This is a genomic window from Bacillus sp. FF-1, assembly GCF_028548245.1.
Classification (GTDB): domain Bacteria; phylum Bacillota; class Bacilli; order Bacillales; family Bacillaceae_G; genus Bacillus_A; species Bacillus_A paranthracis.
The window spans coordinates 39970-54708 of the sequence record NZ_JAQQGG010000003.1 but is presented as its reverse complement, the minus strand read 5'-3'; the positions used below and the strand labels follow the sequence as shown (position 1 = coordinate 54708).

The 14739-nt window shown below is 32.9% G+C and carries 17 protein-coding genes; 13 read left to right on the top strand and 4 right to left on the bottom strand.

Features of this window, described 5'->3' with window-relative positions:
- Positions 1–96 precede the first annotated feature (96 nt).
- On the top strand, positions 97–738 hold the full coding sequence (locus tag PQF83_RS10605) for a diguanylate cyclase domain-containing protein (protein WP_000680837.1): 642 nt from the start codon (positions 97–99) through the stop codon (positions 736–738).
- A gap of 649 nt (positions 739–1387) precedes the next feature.
- On the top strand, positions 1388–2050 hold the full coding sequence (locus tag PQF83_RS10600) for a YkyA family protein (protein WP_000922491.1): 663 nt from the start codon (positions 1388–1390) through the stop codon (positions 2048–2050).
- A gap of 31 nt (positions 2051–2081) precedes the next feature.
- On the opposite strand, the gene PQF83_RS10595 is transcribed toward PQF83_RS10600, so the two are convergent.
- On the bottom strand, positions 2082–2540 hold the full coding sequence (locus PQF83_RS10595) for a YkyB family protein (RefSeq protein WP_000804868.1): 459 nt from the start codon (positions 2538–2540) through the stop codon (positions 2082–2084).
- Positions 2541–2717: 177 nt separating this feature from the next.
- On the opposite strand from PQF83_RS10595, the gene ppx reads away from it, so the two are divergent.
- Positions 2718–4253 carry an exopolyphosphatase gene (gene ppx, locus PQF83_RS10590; protein WP_000658867.1) on the top strand — a complete coding sequence of 512 codons (1536 nt, stop codon included), beginning with the start codon at positions 2718–2720 and terminating at the stop codon, positions 4251–4253.
- A gap of 108 nt (positions 4254–4361) precedes the next feature.
- A complete protein-coding gene (locus PQF83_RS10585; RefSeq protein WP_000423563.1) occupies positions 4362–6470 on the top strand; it encodes a polyphosphate kinase in 2109 nt (702 codons plus the stop codon).
- Between the two features lie 173 nt (positions 6471–6643).
- Here PQF83_RS10585 and PQF83_RS10580 read toward each other — a convergent pair whose 3' ends face one another.
- Positions 6644–6880 (bottom strand): hypothetical protein, encoded by a 237-nt coding sequence (locus tag PQF83_RS10580; RefSeq protein WP_000283743.1) that lies wholly within the window; start codon positions 6878–6880, stop codon positions 6644–6646.
- 97 nt (positions 6881–6977) lie between these two features.
- Positions 6978–7835 (bottom strand): metallophosphoesterase, encoded by an 858-nt coding sequence (locus PQF83_RS10575; protein WP_000724508.1) that lies wholly within the window; start codon positions 7833–7835, stop codon positions 6978–6980.
- A gap of 244 nt (positions 7836–8079) precedes the next feature.
- On the opposite strand from PQF83_RS10575, the gene fadH reads away from it, so the two are divergent.
- The 3 genes from fadH to PQF83_RS10560 all read left to right on the top strand — a co-directional run bounded on the left by fadH (position 8080) and on the right by PQF83_RS10560 (position 10958).
- The gene (gene fadH, locus PQF83_RS10570; protein WP_000660909.1) at positions 8080–8844 is read left to right on the top strand and encodes a 2,4-dienoyl-CoA reductase; all 765 of its coding nucleotides are present in this window, start codon (positions 8080–8082) and stop codon (positions 8842–8844) included.
- 225 nt (positions 8845–9069) lie between these two features.
- On the top strand, positions 9070–10287 hold the full coding sequence (locus tag PQF83_RS10565; RefSeq protein WP_000564304.1) for an EAL domain-containing protein: 1218 nt from the start codon (positions 9070–9072) through the stop codon (positions 10285–10287).
- Between the two features lie 182 nt (positions 10288–10469).
- Positions 10470–10958, top strand: coding sequence for a DUF3993 domain-containing protein (locus PQF83_RS10560; RefSeq protein WP_001233820.1), 489 nt, complete (start codon positions 10470–10472; stop codon positions 10956–10958).
- Positions 10959–11067: 109 nt separating this feature from the next.
- Here PQF83_RS10560 and PQF83_RS10555 read toward each other — a convergent pair whose 3' ends face one another.
- Positions 11068–11304 (bottom strand): glutaredoxin family protein, encoded by a 237-nt coding sequence (locus tag PQF83_RS10555; RefSeq protein ID WP_000717880.1) that lies wholly within the window; start codon positions 11302–11304, stop codon positions 11068–11070.
- A gap of 233 nt (positions 11305–11537) precedes the next feature.
- Between PQF83_RS10555 and PQF83_RS10550 the strand changes: the two genes are divergently transcribed.
- The 6 genes from PQF83_RS10550 (at position 11538) to PQF83_RS10525 (ending at position 14668) form a co-directional block, all read left to right on the top strand.
- The gene (locus PQF83_RS10550) at positions 11538–11774 is read left to right on the top strand and encodes a YkuJ family protein (protein ID WP_000055151.1); all 237 of its coding nucleotides are present in this window, start codon (positions 11538–11540) and stop codon (positions 11772–11774) included.
- Between the two features lie 211 nt (positions 11775–11985).
- Positions 11986–12135, top strand: coding sequence for a hypothetical protein (locus tag PQF83_RS10545; RefSeq protein WP_000440537.1), 150 nt, complete (start codon positions 11986–11988; stop codon positions 12133–12135).
- Positions 12136–12209: 74 nt separating this feature from the next.
- Positions 12210–12728 (top strand): ribonuclease H-like YkuK family protein, encoded by a 519-nt coding sequence (locus tag PQF83_RS10540; protein ID WP_000896651.1) that lies wholly within the window; start codon positions 12210–12212, stop codon positions 12726–12728.
- Between the two features lie 107 nt (positions 12729–12835).
- A complete protein-coding gene (gene abbA / locus PQF83_RS10535; protein ID WP_000817428.1) occupies positions 12836–13027 on the top strand; it encodes an antirepressor AbbA in 192 nt (63 codons plus the stop codon).
- A 170-nt stretch (positions 13028–13197) separates the two neighbouring features.
- On the top strand, positions 13198–13641 hold the full coding sequence (cbpB, locus tag PQF83_RS10530) for a cyclic-di-AMP-binding protein CbpB (protein WP_000623568.1): 444 nt from the start codon (positions 13198–13200) through the stop codon (positions 13639–13641).
- Between the two features lie 142 nt (positions 13642–13783).
- Positions 13784–14668, top strand: a complete 885-nt coding sequence (locus PQF83_RS10525) for a LysR family transcriptional regulator (RefSeq protein ID WP_001984809.1) — start codon at positions 13784–13786, stop codon at positions 14666–14668.
- Positions 14669–14739: the final 71 nt, after the last annotated feature.

Sequence of the window (14739 nt, the reverse complement as noted above, 5' to 3'; positions counted from 1 at the left end):
TTAAGCGGAAATGTACACTCAATATGTACATTTTTTATTTTGTAGAAAAACATAATTGTTATAGAAACATATATTGGTATAGAAGGGAGGTGAAGTATGAAACATAAAGGGAAAATTAGTGGATTATTACTTGGGAATACAGTGGCAGTTACAGAATGGATTGCGCTTCAGGATGTAATTACAAAACTGGATTCGCGATCATTTTATACCGTCTTTATTATTTATATATTGCAAATGATACTCAGCTATTATTTTGGACATTGGTATGATAAAAAAGCGAGTGGGCGTATGGATACGGAAGTAGGAGGAATGGCAAGTAATGATTTTGTAGTTGATTTTTTTGAGAAAGTAGCTGCTTTATCAGAACGAGATTCTCATAATATTACAGTGTACATTCTTTCTGTGAAAGAATGGAAAGGACTAAAAGAAACAGTGCAAGAAAAAAAATTGGAGGTGTTAGTACAAAAATTGGAGAGCACGATTGTAAAGACAATTCGTAAAGGCGATGTCGTTACGAAGTGGGATGAAAATAAGTATGTGATTGTGGCGATTGATAACGGACATGAAAAGTCGACAATAACAAACCGATTAATGAAAAATATTGAAAGTGAAATAGAAAATGGTTTGGTAAGTATGACTCTATTATTTGGGGCTGCTAGTTATCCTATAGAAGGAAAAACGTTTGAAGAATTGTTAAGAAAGGCACAAAATCAATTGTACCAGCATAGAAATTTGTAAAAAAATAAGTGAAATTTTGATTTGAAGAAATATGATATGAAGAAGTTTTTATTGTAACATTTTTTTGACTTTTATTACAAAAAGAACTTTTTTTGTAATAAAAGTCTTTAAAAATATATGAAATAGGCATATAATTATGATGGATGTGTCAATGCATTTTGCACAATGTGTTTCATTTTAAAAGTGTAGAGGAAAGTATACTCTACACTTTTCCTTTTTAGGGAATGGCAAGAATAATTGTAAGTTGTTGCAAGATAGCATTTATACTGTGTAAAATGAACGAAGAGATTATTTGATAGAAAGCGGGAAAGGGAATGATAGAATGATAGACGTGTGAGAACAACGAACATCTTTTATCAGGTGAATGATTACTGTTGTTCTTCAAATTATTATGGTTGTGATGAATTCCGTTGTACTTTTGTGTAATACATAATATCAATAGGTTTTAAAAAGTGCCAAGTAAAAGATGGATATGGAACTACTATTTAGTTCAAAAACGGAAAATGTAATTTCAAGTAATACAATTTGTACAAGCATTATAAACAATATGAATGATTTTCGTGAAAAAGGTGCGAGTGTGGAGTTTATAGAAGGTTATATAATTTCATAGCTTTTTACACGATGATCGTATATAAGTAGGAGGAAAAAGATGTTGAAATATAGTAAATTAGCAATTGTAACTGCATTATCAATGACTTTACTAGCGGGTTGTTTCGGACCGAAACCAGAAGAGGAATTATATGTTGCATTTGAAAATGCTGCAAAGCAAGAAAAAACAATGTTTGAAGATGCAAAAAAACTTGAAACTTTAGAGAAAGAGGGACAAGAATTATATAACCAGATTGTTCAAGAAGGAAAAGATAATAATCAAACTGTTAAGGAAAAACTAAACCAAGCAGTGAAAAATACAGATGAACGAGAAAAAGTGCTTAAAAAAGAAAAAGAATCTTTAAATAAGGCACAAGAAGAAGTGAAATCGGCAGATAAATATGTGAAGAAAATTGAAGATAAGAAATTGAAAGATCAAGCGGATAAAGTGAAAAGCACATATGAGAAACGACATGATTCATTTAACAAAATGTATGATAGCTATAATAAATCGTTAAAACAAGAAAAAGAATTATATACAATGTTACAAGATAAAGGTACGAAATTAAAAGATATTAGTGAAAAAGTAAAAGTAGTAAATCAGTCTTATAAAGATATTGAATCAGAAAAAGACAAGTTTAATGAATTTACGAAGTCTTATAATACAGAAAAAATTGCTTTTTATAAACAAGCAAATATTAAAATTAAAGAAGAGAAAAAATAAAACAGTTTGGCCTACAATTGGCCAAACTGTTTTATTTTTTTGTATAGGTACGACTATACCATGGGACAGGTTCACTTAATTTCTTTTCTTGTTTTAGCGCTTCAGGACCAATATAATCTTGAAGTGTTTTTTTTGCTACTGTTAAAGATAAGGTTGTTTTCGGATTTCGATAGGAGGATTCAAGATGACCGAGATGTGGTAGGATTCGAAAATCTTCTTTTGTAGGAGGAATATGGAAAAAGTAATCACCTAAACGTATAAGAACATCAGATTGTTGTTGGCTAAAACGTGGATTTCTAGAGAAATGTAATCCTTCTTTAATAGCTTTTTTTTCAGTAATTAAGCGTTCTAAAGCTGTCTTTTTTAACCAGTATAAATACTTCGGATTAGTTGCAGCTTTAGCATGACGATTCACAACGAAAATAGATTGAGCTAGTCGATTAATAGAATGTTGGTTTTGTAATTGAGATTGTGGTTGTGAAGGTTTCATATTAAATCTCCTTTCAATTTTTCATTATTATACCATAAGTAAAAGCGATTTTTATTATATGCAAAAAGTGATTGTATATATTTTCAATATTAAAGCAATATTGTTACAAAAAACAACTATTTTGTATAATAGTAATAGAATGTGTTTTAGAAATTTGATAATGAAAGAGTGAGAAGTTTGAAAGAAATATTAAAACAGCAATATGCCATTATAGATATTGGATCTAATACAATGCGTTTAGTTATTTATGAAAAGCAAAACGGAGGTTTTTATAAAGAGATTGAAAATACGAAAGTGGTTGCAAGGTTAAGGAATTACTTAGTCGATGGTGTGTTGATTGAAGAAGGAATAGAGGTATTGTTACAAACATTATTTCAATTTCAAGAAAGTACACGATTCCATCAGTTGCGCCATGTACTTTGTGTTGCAACAGCAACAATTAGGCAGGCTGAGAATCAAGAGGAAATTAAAAAACTTGTTGAAGGACAAACAGACTTTACTCTTAGAGTATTATCAGAATATGAAGAAGCACGTTACGGCTATTTAGCAGTTATGAATTCAACTTCGTTCTCTGAAGGAATTACAGTAGATATTGGTGGAGGAAGTACGGAAGTTACATACTTTCGAAATAGAGAGATTTTAGAGTATCATAGCTTTCCTTTTGGAGCACTTTCTTTAAAGCAGTTTATTAAAGAGGACATACCTACTGAAGAAGAGTTGGAAAAGATTCGAACGTACTTAGAATATCAATTTCGAACATTACCATGGTTAATTGATAAGAAGTTGCCTCTTATTGCAATTGGTGGTAGTGCGAGGAACTTAGTGAAAATTCATCAAAATTTAATTTGTTATCCTATAGCAGGGGTACATTTATATAAGATGAAAGAAGAAGATATTAAAAATGTGAAAGAAGAATTAGAAGCATTGTCGTTCATAGAACTTCAAAAATTGGAAGGATTGGCAAAAGATCGAGCAGATACAATTGTTCCAGCAGTCGAAGTATTTCATACGCTTGTTAATGTTATAGAGGCGCCATCATTTGTATTAAGTAGAAAAGGATTACGAGAAGGTGTTTTCTATGAAGAGTTGACAAAAGATTTGGGGATTTCATATTATCCGAACGTGGTCGAAGAAAGTTTGTATTTATTATCACATGAATATGAAATGGATATGGAATTTGTAATGCAGCTTATTAAACATGGAAGATTGATTTGTCAACAACTTGAACAAACAGGGCTGATTTCTATGTCAGTAAAAGACTGGGAAGTATTCCATCAAGCAGCGAAAGTATTTAATATAGGCAAATATATAGACGAAGAAGCGAGCCGCTTACATACGTTTTATTTATTAGCGAATAAAACAATTGATGGTATGATGCACAAAGAGCGAGTAAGATTAGCGCTTATTGCGTCTTATAAATCAAAAATGTTATTCAAACAACATTTGTCACCATTTGAAGGATGGTTTGATAAAAATGAACAAAAGAAAATTCGCCTTTTAGGGGCTGTTTTACAATTTTCAGCAGCTTTAAATATAAGACAAAGATCGCTTGTTGAATCAATATCTATAACAGAAAGTAAAGAAGGATTAACATTTGAAATTGTATGTGAACAATCGGCGTTAGCGGAAAAAGTGCAAGCTGAAAAGCAGAAGAAACAGCTAGAAAGAGTATTGAAAACAAATATTAACTTATTATTTAAATTAAAGCATTGAGTTGTACGGATGTCTTTACAAAAAATTTACACTTTATAATATTGTAATTTGCTAAAATGAAAGTAACTAAATTATAGTAAAAAAGTTTCAAGGGGAAGTGTGAAGAGAATGGAATTATCGAAGGGGAATATAGTAAATTTAAATGATACAGCTTATTACAACAATCGAGAGTTAAGTTGGTTAGCATTTAATGAACGTGTACTACAAGAAGCACAAGATGAAACGAATCCACTCTTAGAAAGATTAAAGTTTATTAGCATTTTTAGCTCAAATTTAGATGAATTCTTTATGGTACGCGTGGCAGGATTGAAGGATCAAGTGAGTGCCGGTTTTAACCAACCAGAAAATAAGGCCGGCTTAACACCAAAAAAGCAACTAAATAAAATTGCGATAAAAGCACATGAATTAATGACCGTACAGTATGGTACGTTTAAAAATTATGTGTTGCCAGCGCTGGAGTTAGAGGGGATTGAGCGTTTAACATTCCATGATTTGACGAAAGAACAGAGAGAATTTATAGAAGAGTATTTTGATGAACAAATTTTCCCAGTCTTAACACCTGTTGCTATCGATGCATATCGTCCATTTCCGATGTTATTAAATAAAAGTTTAAATTTAGCTACTCTTTTATATGATGAGAAACAAGTGGAAGAAGAAAACCGCACGAAGTTAGGAATTGTACAAGTTCCTTCACTACTGGAACGTTTTATATTTTTACCGAGTGAAGGACAAAAGCATAAATTTATTTTATTAGAAGACGTAATTAGTAGTTTTACTCATAAATTATTTACAGGATATAAAGTATCATCTGTTACTCGTTTCCGTATTACACGCAATGCGGATTTAACAATTCACGAAGAAGGTGCGAGAGATTTATTAAAGGTAATTGAAAAAGAATTAAAAAAGCGTAAGTGGGGAGCTGCTGTACGTTTAGAAGTTGGCAAAGAGCATATTGATGAAAGAGTATTAGCATTATTATATGAGGTGTTGGAAGTAAAGGATGAAGATGTGTATATAATGGATGGACCGTTAGATTTAACATGTCTATTTTCTTTATATAAAAAACTAGCTCCTTTATATGAGCATCTAGTATATCCGGCTCTTATTCCGCAACGGCCTCAAGACTTAGGGGATGCAGAAGATGTATTTGAAAAAGCGATTGAGCATGATATTTTATTACATCATCCCTTTGAATCGTTTCAGCCAGTAGTTGATTTTGTTCGTGATGCGGCAGACGATCCGAATGTACTTGCAATTAAACAAACATTATATCGAGTAAGTGGTGATTCTCCAATTATTCAGGCGCTAAAGGTAGCGGCTGAAAAAGGGAAGCAAGTGACAGTATTAGTTGAATTAAAGGCAAGATTTGATGAAGAAAATAATGTGCATTGGGCTAAAGAATTAGAACAGGCGGGATGTCATGTTATTTACGGTGTAAGTCATTTGAAAACACATAGTAAAATTACACTAGTTGTAAGAAGAAAAAACGGAAAAATCGAAAGGTTCGTACATCTTGGGACTGGAAATTATAATGATGCAACCGCAAAGCTATATACCGATTTTGGCTATATTACATCGCGAAAAGACTTTGGGGTCGATGCAACAAATTTCTTTAATTATTTGAGTGGTTATACAACAAAACCGCATTTTCATCATTTATCGGTTGCGCCATTTGATATAAGAGAGCAATTTATCGATTTAATAGATGAAGAAATTCGTTATCATAGGCAATATGGAAATGGATATATCATTGCTAAAATGAATTCGTTAACTGATAAACCACTCATTAAAAAAATGTATGAAGCATCACAAGCTGGAGTAAAGGTAGAGCTCATCGTTCGAGGAACATGCTGCCTACGACCTGGTATTCCAAATGTAAGTGAAAATATTCGGGTAGTTAGTGTTGTCGGGAGATATTTAGAACATAGCCGTATTTATTATTTCCATCATAATGGAGAAGAGAAAATATATTTATCTTCAGCTGACTGGATGACAAGAAATATGGAGAAACGTGTAGAAATATCTTTCCCGATATTAGATATTGAAATGAAGGCACGAATTAAGGCGATTTTACAGCTTACTTTAGCTGATAATGTGAAAACACGTGAACAAAATAAAGACGGTGACTATTATTATGTTATTAATAATGGGGCAGAAGAGATTGATAGCCAAGTGAAGTTATTTAAGATGGCGTATCAAAACACAGATGCCGAATAATGAGAACAAAGTAAAAACCTCTTTTTAAAAAGAGGTTTTTACTTTGTTCTCTACTTATTGTATGTTCTCAAAATAGAAGCATGCGTAGAGAGAATAGTTTTTATTGTAAGCATGTTAATGGATTATGAATCGGTTAAGAGAGGGAATAACATTGGTAGAATTGTTGCGGTACATTAATAATAGTATGGCTGTTGACAAGGTCCACCATAACAAGGGTAAGGTGCTGGCGGTGGAAAAGGTGGTGGATATGGTGGGTAATATGGTCTAGGACCGAAAGCTAATGCCCCGCCAAGCAGTCCACCAGCAATACCAGCTAGAAATGGAACTCCAAAAAATGGAAAGAAGCGTGAGTCGCCTACTGGACCAATAGGTGCTGAACGGACTGGGATTGGTTGATAATATGGATACATGAACAAACCTCCTTTATTGGACTCACTTTTATCATATGGTAAATGAAACGTGGATGAGCGCGTACAAGAAAGGATATGTAAGAAAATAGGCGAATGATTACGAATGTTGGAGCGTGAAAATCGTAATTTCAGGTTTTGACATAAATCGGAAGGGGACACGAGTTCTTCCGAGGCCTCGGTTGACATAGAGAGCTAAATCTTGGATCGTATAGAAACCTTCTACATAGTTTTTAGCAAGTGCTGGGGTAATAATAGCGCCCAAAAAAGGAATTTGTACTTGTCCGCCATGACTATGACCAGAAAGCTGTAAGTTAACTGGATAGTTAGCGATTTGCGGTGCAATATCTGGTTCGTGAACAAGAACAATGTTATAAGTGTTTTTCCGAGCGCGCTGTAGTGTCTCCTTTATTTTTGGTTTGCCTAATAGTATATCATCAAGACCGAAAATGGAAATCTCACTATTATCCAGCAGACGGATTTTCTTTTCGCTATTTAGTAATAGTTCAAATCCAGATTCACGCATGATGTGTTCGTAGTACTCCGTTCCATATCCGCCGTGATCATGGTTACCATAAATAGAAAATTTACCGAAGGGAGCTTGTATATTTTTTAAAATGGATGCAACGAAAGGAGTGTCAGTATATGTTTGATAATTATCAATGAGATCGCCAGTAAAAAGAACAATGTCGGGTTTTACAGCATTAATTTTAGAAACGATTTTAGATAAATGGTGGAGAGAGAAATAGTATCCGAGATGTAAATCGCTGAATTGAAGAATCTTCATACCATGAAAACTTTTTGGTATGAGTTGTGATTTCAGTGTATGTTCTGTAAAAGAGAGTAGATGAGGCTCAATATATTTAGCGTAATAGTATCCGATGCTAGTCGTTATAAATGAATATAGACAAGTTCGCATTCCAGTTTTTAAAAAATCTCTTCTTGTAATTTTCTTCATAAAAATATGAGTATACCTATTTGACTTATATCATATATGTTCGCTCTATTTACAGGTTACTCAAACCTCCTTTTCAGTTTATTTGAAATATATTTTAAATAATAAAAAAGTAGTATTGATTACGAAAAAACGAATGAAAAGAAATCTCTTTACGTTAAAATATCAGAAAAGTTTAAAAATATAAAGATTTCTATTAAATAAAATGATAAAATGAATGTGTATTCATTTTTTGGAGGGGATATATATGAAAGAAAAAGTAGTTATTATAACAGGTGGATCGAGTGGAATGGGAAAAGGAATGGCGACTCGTTTTGCAAAAGAAGGGGCACGAGTTGTTATTACAGGACGTACAAAGGAAAAACTAGAGGAAACAAAATTGGAAATTGAACAATTTCCAGGACAAATATTACCGGTACAAATGGATGTAAGAAATACGGATGATATTCAGAAAATGATTGAACAGATTGATGAGAAGTTTGGACGAATTGATATTTTAATAAATAATGCAGCTGGAAACTTTATTTGTCCAGCAGAAGATTTATCCGTGAACGGCTGGAATTCGGTTATTAATATTGTGTTAAACGGTACATTTTACTGTAGCCAGGCTGTCGGAAAATATTGGATTGAAAAAGGTATAAAAGGAAATATCATTAACATGGTAGCAACATATGCGTGGGATGCAGGTCCGGGAGTTATTCATTCGGCTGCAGCGAAGGCTGGAGTATTAGCAATGACGAAAACACTCGCTGTTGAGTGGGGACGTAAATATGGAATCCGAGTTAACGCTATTGCGCCAGGACCAATTGAACGTACGGGCGGTGCTGATAAATTATGGATTTCAGAAGAAATGGCTAAGCGTACGATACAAAGTGTTCCGCTTGGAAGACTGGGTACGCCAGAAGAAATTGCAGGTCTAGCTTATTATTTATGTTCAGATGAAGCTGCGTACATAAATGGAACGTGCATGACAATGGATGGAGGACAACATTTACATCAATATCCATTTTAAAAGGGATAAGAAAAATGTGACGGAATTGTGACATATGAAAGAAAAGTGTTTACAAGAGGTCATATATACGTTATATTTAAGACCTCTTTTTTCTTCATAGTAGAATTGCTAATTCCCCTTAGCATTTTACCCCTCTAATCCCTTCAGGAAAACTGAAGGGATTTTTTATTATTTTTCCGTAAATATCATGTTATAATTTTTGAAAAGTAAAGGGAGGGAAGCACGTTGATAGATGCATTAGATGTAATGAGTAACTTGGATAAAGTCCTTCCTTATTATCAAGCAATTTTTAGTGCTGATGAACATACTGTAATTGGATATGAAGTAGTAGGGCGTATTCAAACAGAAGAGGGCATACAAAGTTTAGCTTCTTTCTTTCATGATGACTCTATTCCAAGTGAGTTTCAACTAGAAGCGGATAACATTATAGTAGAAAAAGCTTTAAATCGTTATTTAGAAAGTGATCAAAAACTATTATTATTTATACATCGAAATGCTAACGTATTAATGAACGATGATGATGAAAGTTTGCTTCAACTTTTATTGATGTATGAAAAACAAGGTTTAAATTTGAAAAACATTGTTTTAGAGATTACAGAACATGAATGTAAAGAAGATATAGAGCAATTTAATCATTTGCTTATGTATTATCGTACATATGGTATTCAAATTTCGATTAATAAAGTCGGAACAGGTACAAGTAATTTAGAACGTATTAGCGTGTTAGCACCTGATATTTTAAAAGTAGATTTAACAAATTTAAGGCAAACTGCACTTTTACAATCTTATCAAGATATTTTATATTCTTTATCATTACTTGCTAGAAGAATTGGTGCGACATTGTTATATGAAGAAATAGATGCTTTTTATCAATTACAATATGCATGGAAAAACGGTGGTAGGTACTATCAAGGGAATTATTTGAAAGAATGCTTACCTGATTTTATTGAAACGAACGTTTTGAAAGAACGACTTGGTAATGAGTGTCATCAATTTATTCAACATGAGAAGAAAAAACTACAAAAGATTTATAATTTAACAGAAATGTTACGTGATCGAATTGGCGATGTTTTAGCCAAACAGAAAAAGAATGAAGATATAAATGATTGGTTATTACAATTTAGCCAAAGTGTATCACAATGTAGTTTTCGTATATTTATTTGTAACGAAGATGGTTTCCAACAATCAGGAAACGTTATGAAAAAAGATGGGGAATGGATTGTGATGCCTGAGTATTATATGAAGAACTGGAGTTGGCGCCCGTATTTTCTAGAGAATATTATGAAAATGCGTTTTGAGAATAAGGCAAGACTTTCAGATTTATATGCTGATATTGAAACCGGTGAGATGGTACGAACATTTTCTTTCCCGATTGATGATGAAAACTTTTTATTTATAGATTTATCGTATGAATATTTATATGAAGAAGATGTTTTATTTTAATGCACGAAGAGATTCGTGCATTTTTTGTTTGTTTTTATCATAAATTGGTAATAGTGAAAATGGTGCCGAAAATGCTGTCTATCGTTGTAAAGATTTTACGAACGAAACCAGCCCTTTCTTTGCATAATCATTGTTACAATGAATACTACAAAGACAAGTTTTCTTAAAAGGAAGGTGAAAAAATGAGAAAATATGGAATATGGTTAGTTCTATTTGTATGCGTTGCCTTTCTAGTTGGTTATAGTGTTACAACTGTTTTAGGAAAAGAGGAAGTGAAAGTCGATCGGAAAGAAGTGTTTGTAACGATACAAAAAGGCTATGAAAGCCAATTTTCAATTCGTGGGAAGCGTTTGCCGATGAATAAGATGATAGAAACGTTATCACCATATTTTACAGAGAATTTCCTTCAAGTATTTACAGATGAAAATAGTAGAAGTGATAAACAAAGTGGTGAATATTTACTTCCAGCAAAAGAAGCGCCATTTTCTTTTAATTCAGAAACGAAAATGTCATATGATGAAGAGCATAAAATTTTATATGTTTATGAGCGGGCGAAAAGTGGACAATATCAAATTGTAACATTGCAAAGAGATCAAGGGAAGTGGAAATTGGCTGGATATCATGAAAGTCAAGAACTTTTAACTGAAATAAAAAGGTTACAACAATTATAAAGTGAAACTTTAATCAGGGGCATATCCCGTTTAATATGAACTTGCCACAATCAGATGCATACTTCCAAAATATATCAGGATAAAAATAGGAATAGGTCTTTACCTATTCCTATTCTATATTAAGAAGTTGTTGTAATTTTTCAATTTGAAAACCAGCAACAACTTCTCCATCAATTACAACCGTCGGAGTTGAATAAGAATCATAGTCATATAAAAGACGATTGCGAGCAGCGGCGTCTTTTTTTACGTCAAACTCTTCGTATACAACGTTATTATGCTTTAAAAATTCTTTCACAATAACACATGGCGGACAATCAGGTTGTGTGTAAACCTCAATTTTTTTCATTGCAATTCCTCCTTTTTATTGTTTTTTATTATATTCTTCCAGTATAAAAATCGCAATAAAGAAGGGAAAAGATGTTCTTTCTGTTTTTTCCTTCGTATTTCGACAAATTTTTAGTTGAGTTTCTGGCCAATAACCTTTATCCTAGAGTGTGGAACATTTTTTCTGTTATGACGGATAGAATGAGTATAGCTGTAAAACCTATTGGTAGGAAGATCAGAGAAAGGAGAGATTTCATGTCTCTACTCCAAGGAATTTTAACTCGACTTGTTAGTCTACAAGAACAAGCTGAAAGCGGTGAAGTAGCACAACGCTATTTTGAAGTGAACGGTGAGCGCAAATGTAGCGTGAAATTTTTCGATAAAAGTGAAATGTATGAGTTAGAAGTGTATCAACAAGGTGAAAAACCTCAAGTGTATCAATTCGATAATATCGACATGGTTGCAATTGAGATTTACGATATCATTTCTTGATACATATAAAAAAGGTGTTGCCATGGGGCAACACCTTTTTTAGTTCTATTACTTTTAGTATATATGTATAAGGATTTTTCATTTTTCCTACAATGGTAATAAAGTGAAAGTGTAATTAGTAGGGTTTCTTCGTCCTATACAGCTTATTATCCATCACCAATTGAGGACGGATAGTAAATAGCGGGATGAAAATAGTGAGGAGGTGTGTTATATGGAACGTTTACCAGTTGTGATTTGTCCTAATTGTCACAATTCTGCTGAGATTATTCATGTACTAACGGCTCAATCGAATCAAAACGTAATTTATACGTGCCAAGTTTGCCATTATGTAATTCGGAATATTGAAACGAATAAAGGGTAGGGAGTTATAATTTTTGTTTTTGTCCCATACAATGAGAATACGAAAAGTCTGTCTAATTGAAAGGACGTGACTATGTGGCCGGTGAACATAAATTTTATAATGTTTCAGAGAGACATTTAAATTTTGATATGGTCTTTACCCGTATTTGTAACTTTATTGAAAAGGATCCGCGAAATTTATATCGTTTATCCATTGGGACAGACTCACAAGCACATCAAAAGGATACGAGGTTTATTACGGCAATTCATATTCATCGCGTTGGAAAAGGAGCCTGGGGGTGTTTACACCATCAATCAGTAAAAGATAAGCCAGAAACTTTACGTGAGAAAATATATTTAGAGACGCAGTTTAGTCAAGAAATTGCATGCCTATTTACTCCAAATCATATACAAACAATATGGGATTTATTGCATCCATATGCTCAAGATGGGGCTGGTTTTATAATGGAGATTCACTTAGATATCGGAAATGATGGTTTAACAAAAGAATTTATTCTAGATATGACAGCGAAAATTCAAGCGATGGGATTAACTGCAAAAATTAAGCCAGATGCTTATGCGGCGTTTAGTTATGCGAATCGATATACGAAATAAAAACAATTTATATATTTCTTCTACTAAAAACTGAATATTACATCTATTAAATAGGCTGAAAATTTTATATAATAATGGTAACGATGTGAGTATAAGGAGAGGGGTATATGAAAAGGGATTTTGTTTTAACGGAAGAAGAGGAAAGTTTGTTACTAGATATTTTATTTCAGCAAAATTATGCGAGTGAAATTTTAGCTGTGGAACTTACAGATATCGAGAATGGTTTAAAAAAGACAGACGTGATGCAATATAAAAAAATCACAAGGTTATTTTACAGATTAAAAAATAAAGGGTATTAAGCGCTACCGGAATGGTAGTCTTTTTTTTGTGTTATATGCTAAAATAGCTGTGTAATTTTGTTTTTTACTGAAAGAATGTAAGGACAAAATAATAATATGAAAACGCTGTCATAAAATGTGAATAGAGCCGGTGATTATAAGCAGGAAAAAGGGAAAATGGGGGATGTAATATGATTAGTATTCCAAAAGACGAGTTTCAACAAATTTTTGTAAAAGATTTAATGATTTCATCAGAAAAAGTAGCACACGTTCAAATAGGGAATGGTTTAGAGCATGCTTTACTCGTACTTGTGAAATCTGGATATTCGGCGATACCTGTTTTGGACCCGATGTACAAATTGCACGGGTTAATTAGTACTGCTATGATTTTAGACGGTATGTTAGGGCTAGAACGCATTGAGTTTGAAAGACTTGAAGAGATGAAAGTAGAGCAAGTAATGAAGAAAGATATTCCGGTTCTTAAGTTAGAAGATTCGTTTGCAAAAGCATTAGAAATGACTATTGATCATCCATTTATTTGCGCTGTCAATGAAGATGGGTATTTTGAGGGGATTTTAACACGTCGAGCGATTTTAAAATTGTTGAATAAAAAAGTAAGGCAACATAATCGATAATGTGAGAAAAGTGACTTCATAGAACCGAAGAAGTCACTTTTTTTTCGTGCATATCAGTTGTGTATGTATTATATTTAAAAAGATAAAAAATATAAGCGTATGTAGTTAAATTACGGATGAAAAGCTTATTGAGATAAGGTGTATGGAAGCTAAGGAAAGAGGGAGAAAGTTGCAAATTGATGATTTTCAAATGATGGTTGTGTTAGCACAGGAATCAAATATGAGAAAAGCGGCGGAACGTTTATTTGTTTCACAACCTGCGCTTAGTCAACGATTACAATCTATGGAGAAACAATGGGGAATGAAGTTTTTTATTCGCTCGCAAAAAGGATTGACAATTACACCTGAAGGGGAAAAAGTTGCAAATTACGCAAAAGAAATGCTACAAAGGGAAGAGGATATTAAAAGTGAACTAGCTGTTTTTAGAACAGAAACTCACGGGACGTTAAAAATAGCTGTCGCATCAGTTATTGGTCAATATTGGCTTCCTCCTGTTTTGAAGAAGTTTGTACATAAATATCCTTCTGTAAAAATATCGCTGTTTACTGGCTGGAGTAGTGAGGTGCAAAAGCAATTTTATGAAGGAGACGTGCATGTTGCTATATTGAGAGGAACACAAGAATATAAAGGCCAGAAGCAACAATTATTTGAAGATGAACTTTATTTAGTGGATAAAGAAATAAAAGATATTTCGATGTTAAAAGAAACAAATAGACCATTTATTCAATTTAAAAGTGATTCGACTTATTATGGACAAATACAAAATTGGTGGTATGGTTTATTTTCTAATCCACCTAAGAGAACGATTGTCGTTGATCAAATTGAGACTTGCAAACAACTCGTTTTAAATGGTATAGGTTATGCTCTTTTACCTTCTACTGTTCTAAAAGAAGTACAGGAAAATATGTATAAAACACCTGTCCAATTAACGAGAGAAACATGGTTATTGACGAGTGAATCAGCTAGACAATTGAAGCAAGTACAAGCATTTTTAGAAATTATAGAAGAAATTCAAATGGAAAAATAGGATTATTATCTTGCTACTCGCCCTATCGTTTGGTAGAGTAACATTATAAATGGATTTAGGAGGCAACAAGA

What these genes read in the sequence shown, in the direction of transcription:
- PQF83_RS10605 (WP_000680837.1), top strand. Translation starts at nt 97, where the DNA reads ATGAAACATAAAGGGAAAATTAGTGGATTATTACTTGGGAATACAGTG.
- PQF83_RS10600 (WP_000922491.1), top strand. Translation starts at nt 1,388, where the DNA reads ATGTTGAAATATAGTAAATTAGCAATTGTAACTGCATTATCAATGACT.
- PQF83_RS10595 (WP_000804868.1), bottom strand. Translation starts at nt 2,540, where the DNA reads ATGAAACCTTCACAACCACAATCTCAATTACAAAACCAACATTCTATT.
- PQF83_RS10585 (WP_000423563.1), top strand. Translation starts at nt 4,362, where the DNA reads ATGGAATTATCGAAGGGGAATATAGTAAATTTAAATGATACAGCTTAT.
- PQF83_RS10580 (WP_000283743.1), bottom strand. Translation starts at nt 6,880, where the DNA reads ATGTATCCATATTATCAACCAATCCCAGTCCGTTCAGCACCTATTGGT.
- PQF83_RS10575 (WP_000724508.1), bottom strand. Translation starts at nt 7,835, where the DNA reads ATGAAGAAAATTACAAGAAGAGATTTTTTAAAAACTGGAATGCGAACT.
- fadH (WP_000660909.1), top strand. Translation starts at nt 8,080, where the DNA reads ATGAAAGAAAAAGTAGTTATTATAACAGGTGGATCGAGTGGAATGGGA.
- PQF83_RS10560 (WP_001233820.1), top strand. Translation starts at nt 10,470, where the DNA reads ATGAGAAAATATGGAATATGGTTAGTTCTATTTGTATGCGTTGCCTTT.
- PQF83_RS10555 (WP_000717880.1), bottom strand. Translation starts at nt 11,304, where the DNA reads ATGAAAAAAATTGAGGTTTACACACAACCTGATTGTCCGCCATGTGTT.
- PQF83_RS10550 (WP_000055151.1), top strand. Translation starts at nt 11,538, where the DNA reads ATGTCTCTACTCCAAGGAATTTTAACTCGACTTGTTAGTCTACAAGAA.
- PQF83_RS10545 (WP_000440537.1), top strand. Translation starts at nt 11,986, where the DNA reads ATGGAACGTTTACCAGTTGTGATTTGTCCTAATTGTCACAATTCTGCT.
- abbA (WP_000817428.1), top strand. Translation starts at nt 12,836, where the DNA reads ATGAAAAGGGATTTTGTTTTAACGGAAGAAGAGGAAAGTTTGTTACTA.
- cbpB (WP_000623568.1), top strand. Translation starts at nt 13,198, where the DNA reads ATGATTAGTATTCCAAAAGACGAGTTTCAACAAATTTTTGTAAAAGAT.
- PQF83_RS10525 (WP_001984809.1), top strand. Translation starts at nt 13,784, where the DNA reads ATGGAAGCTAAGGAAAGAGGGAGAAAGTTGCAAATTGATGATTTTCAA.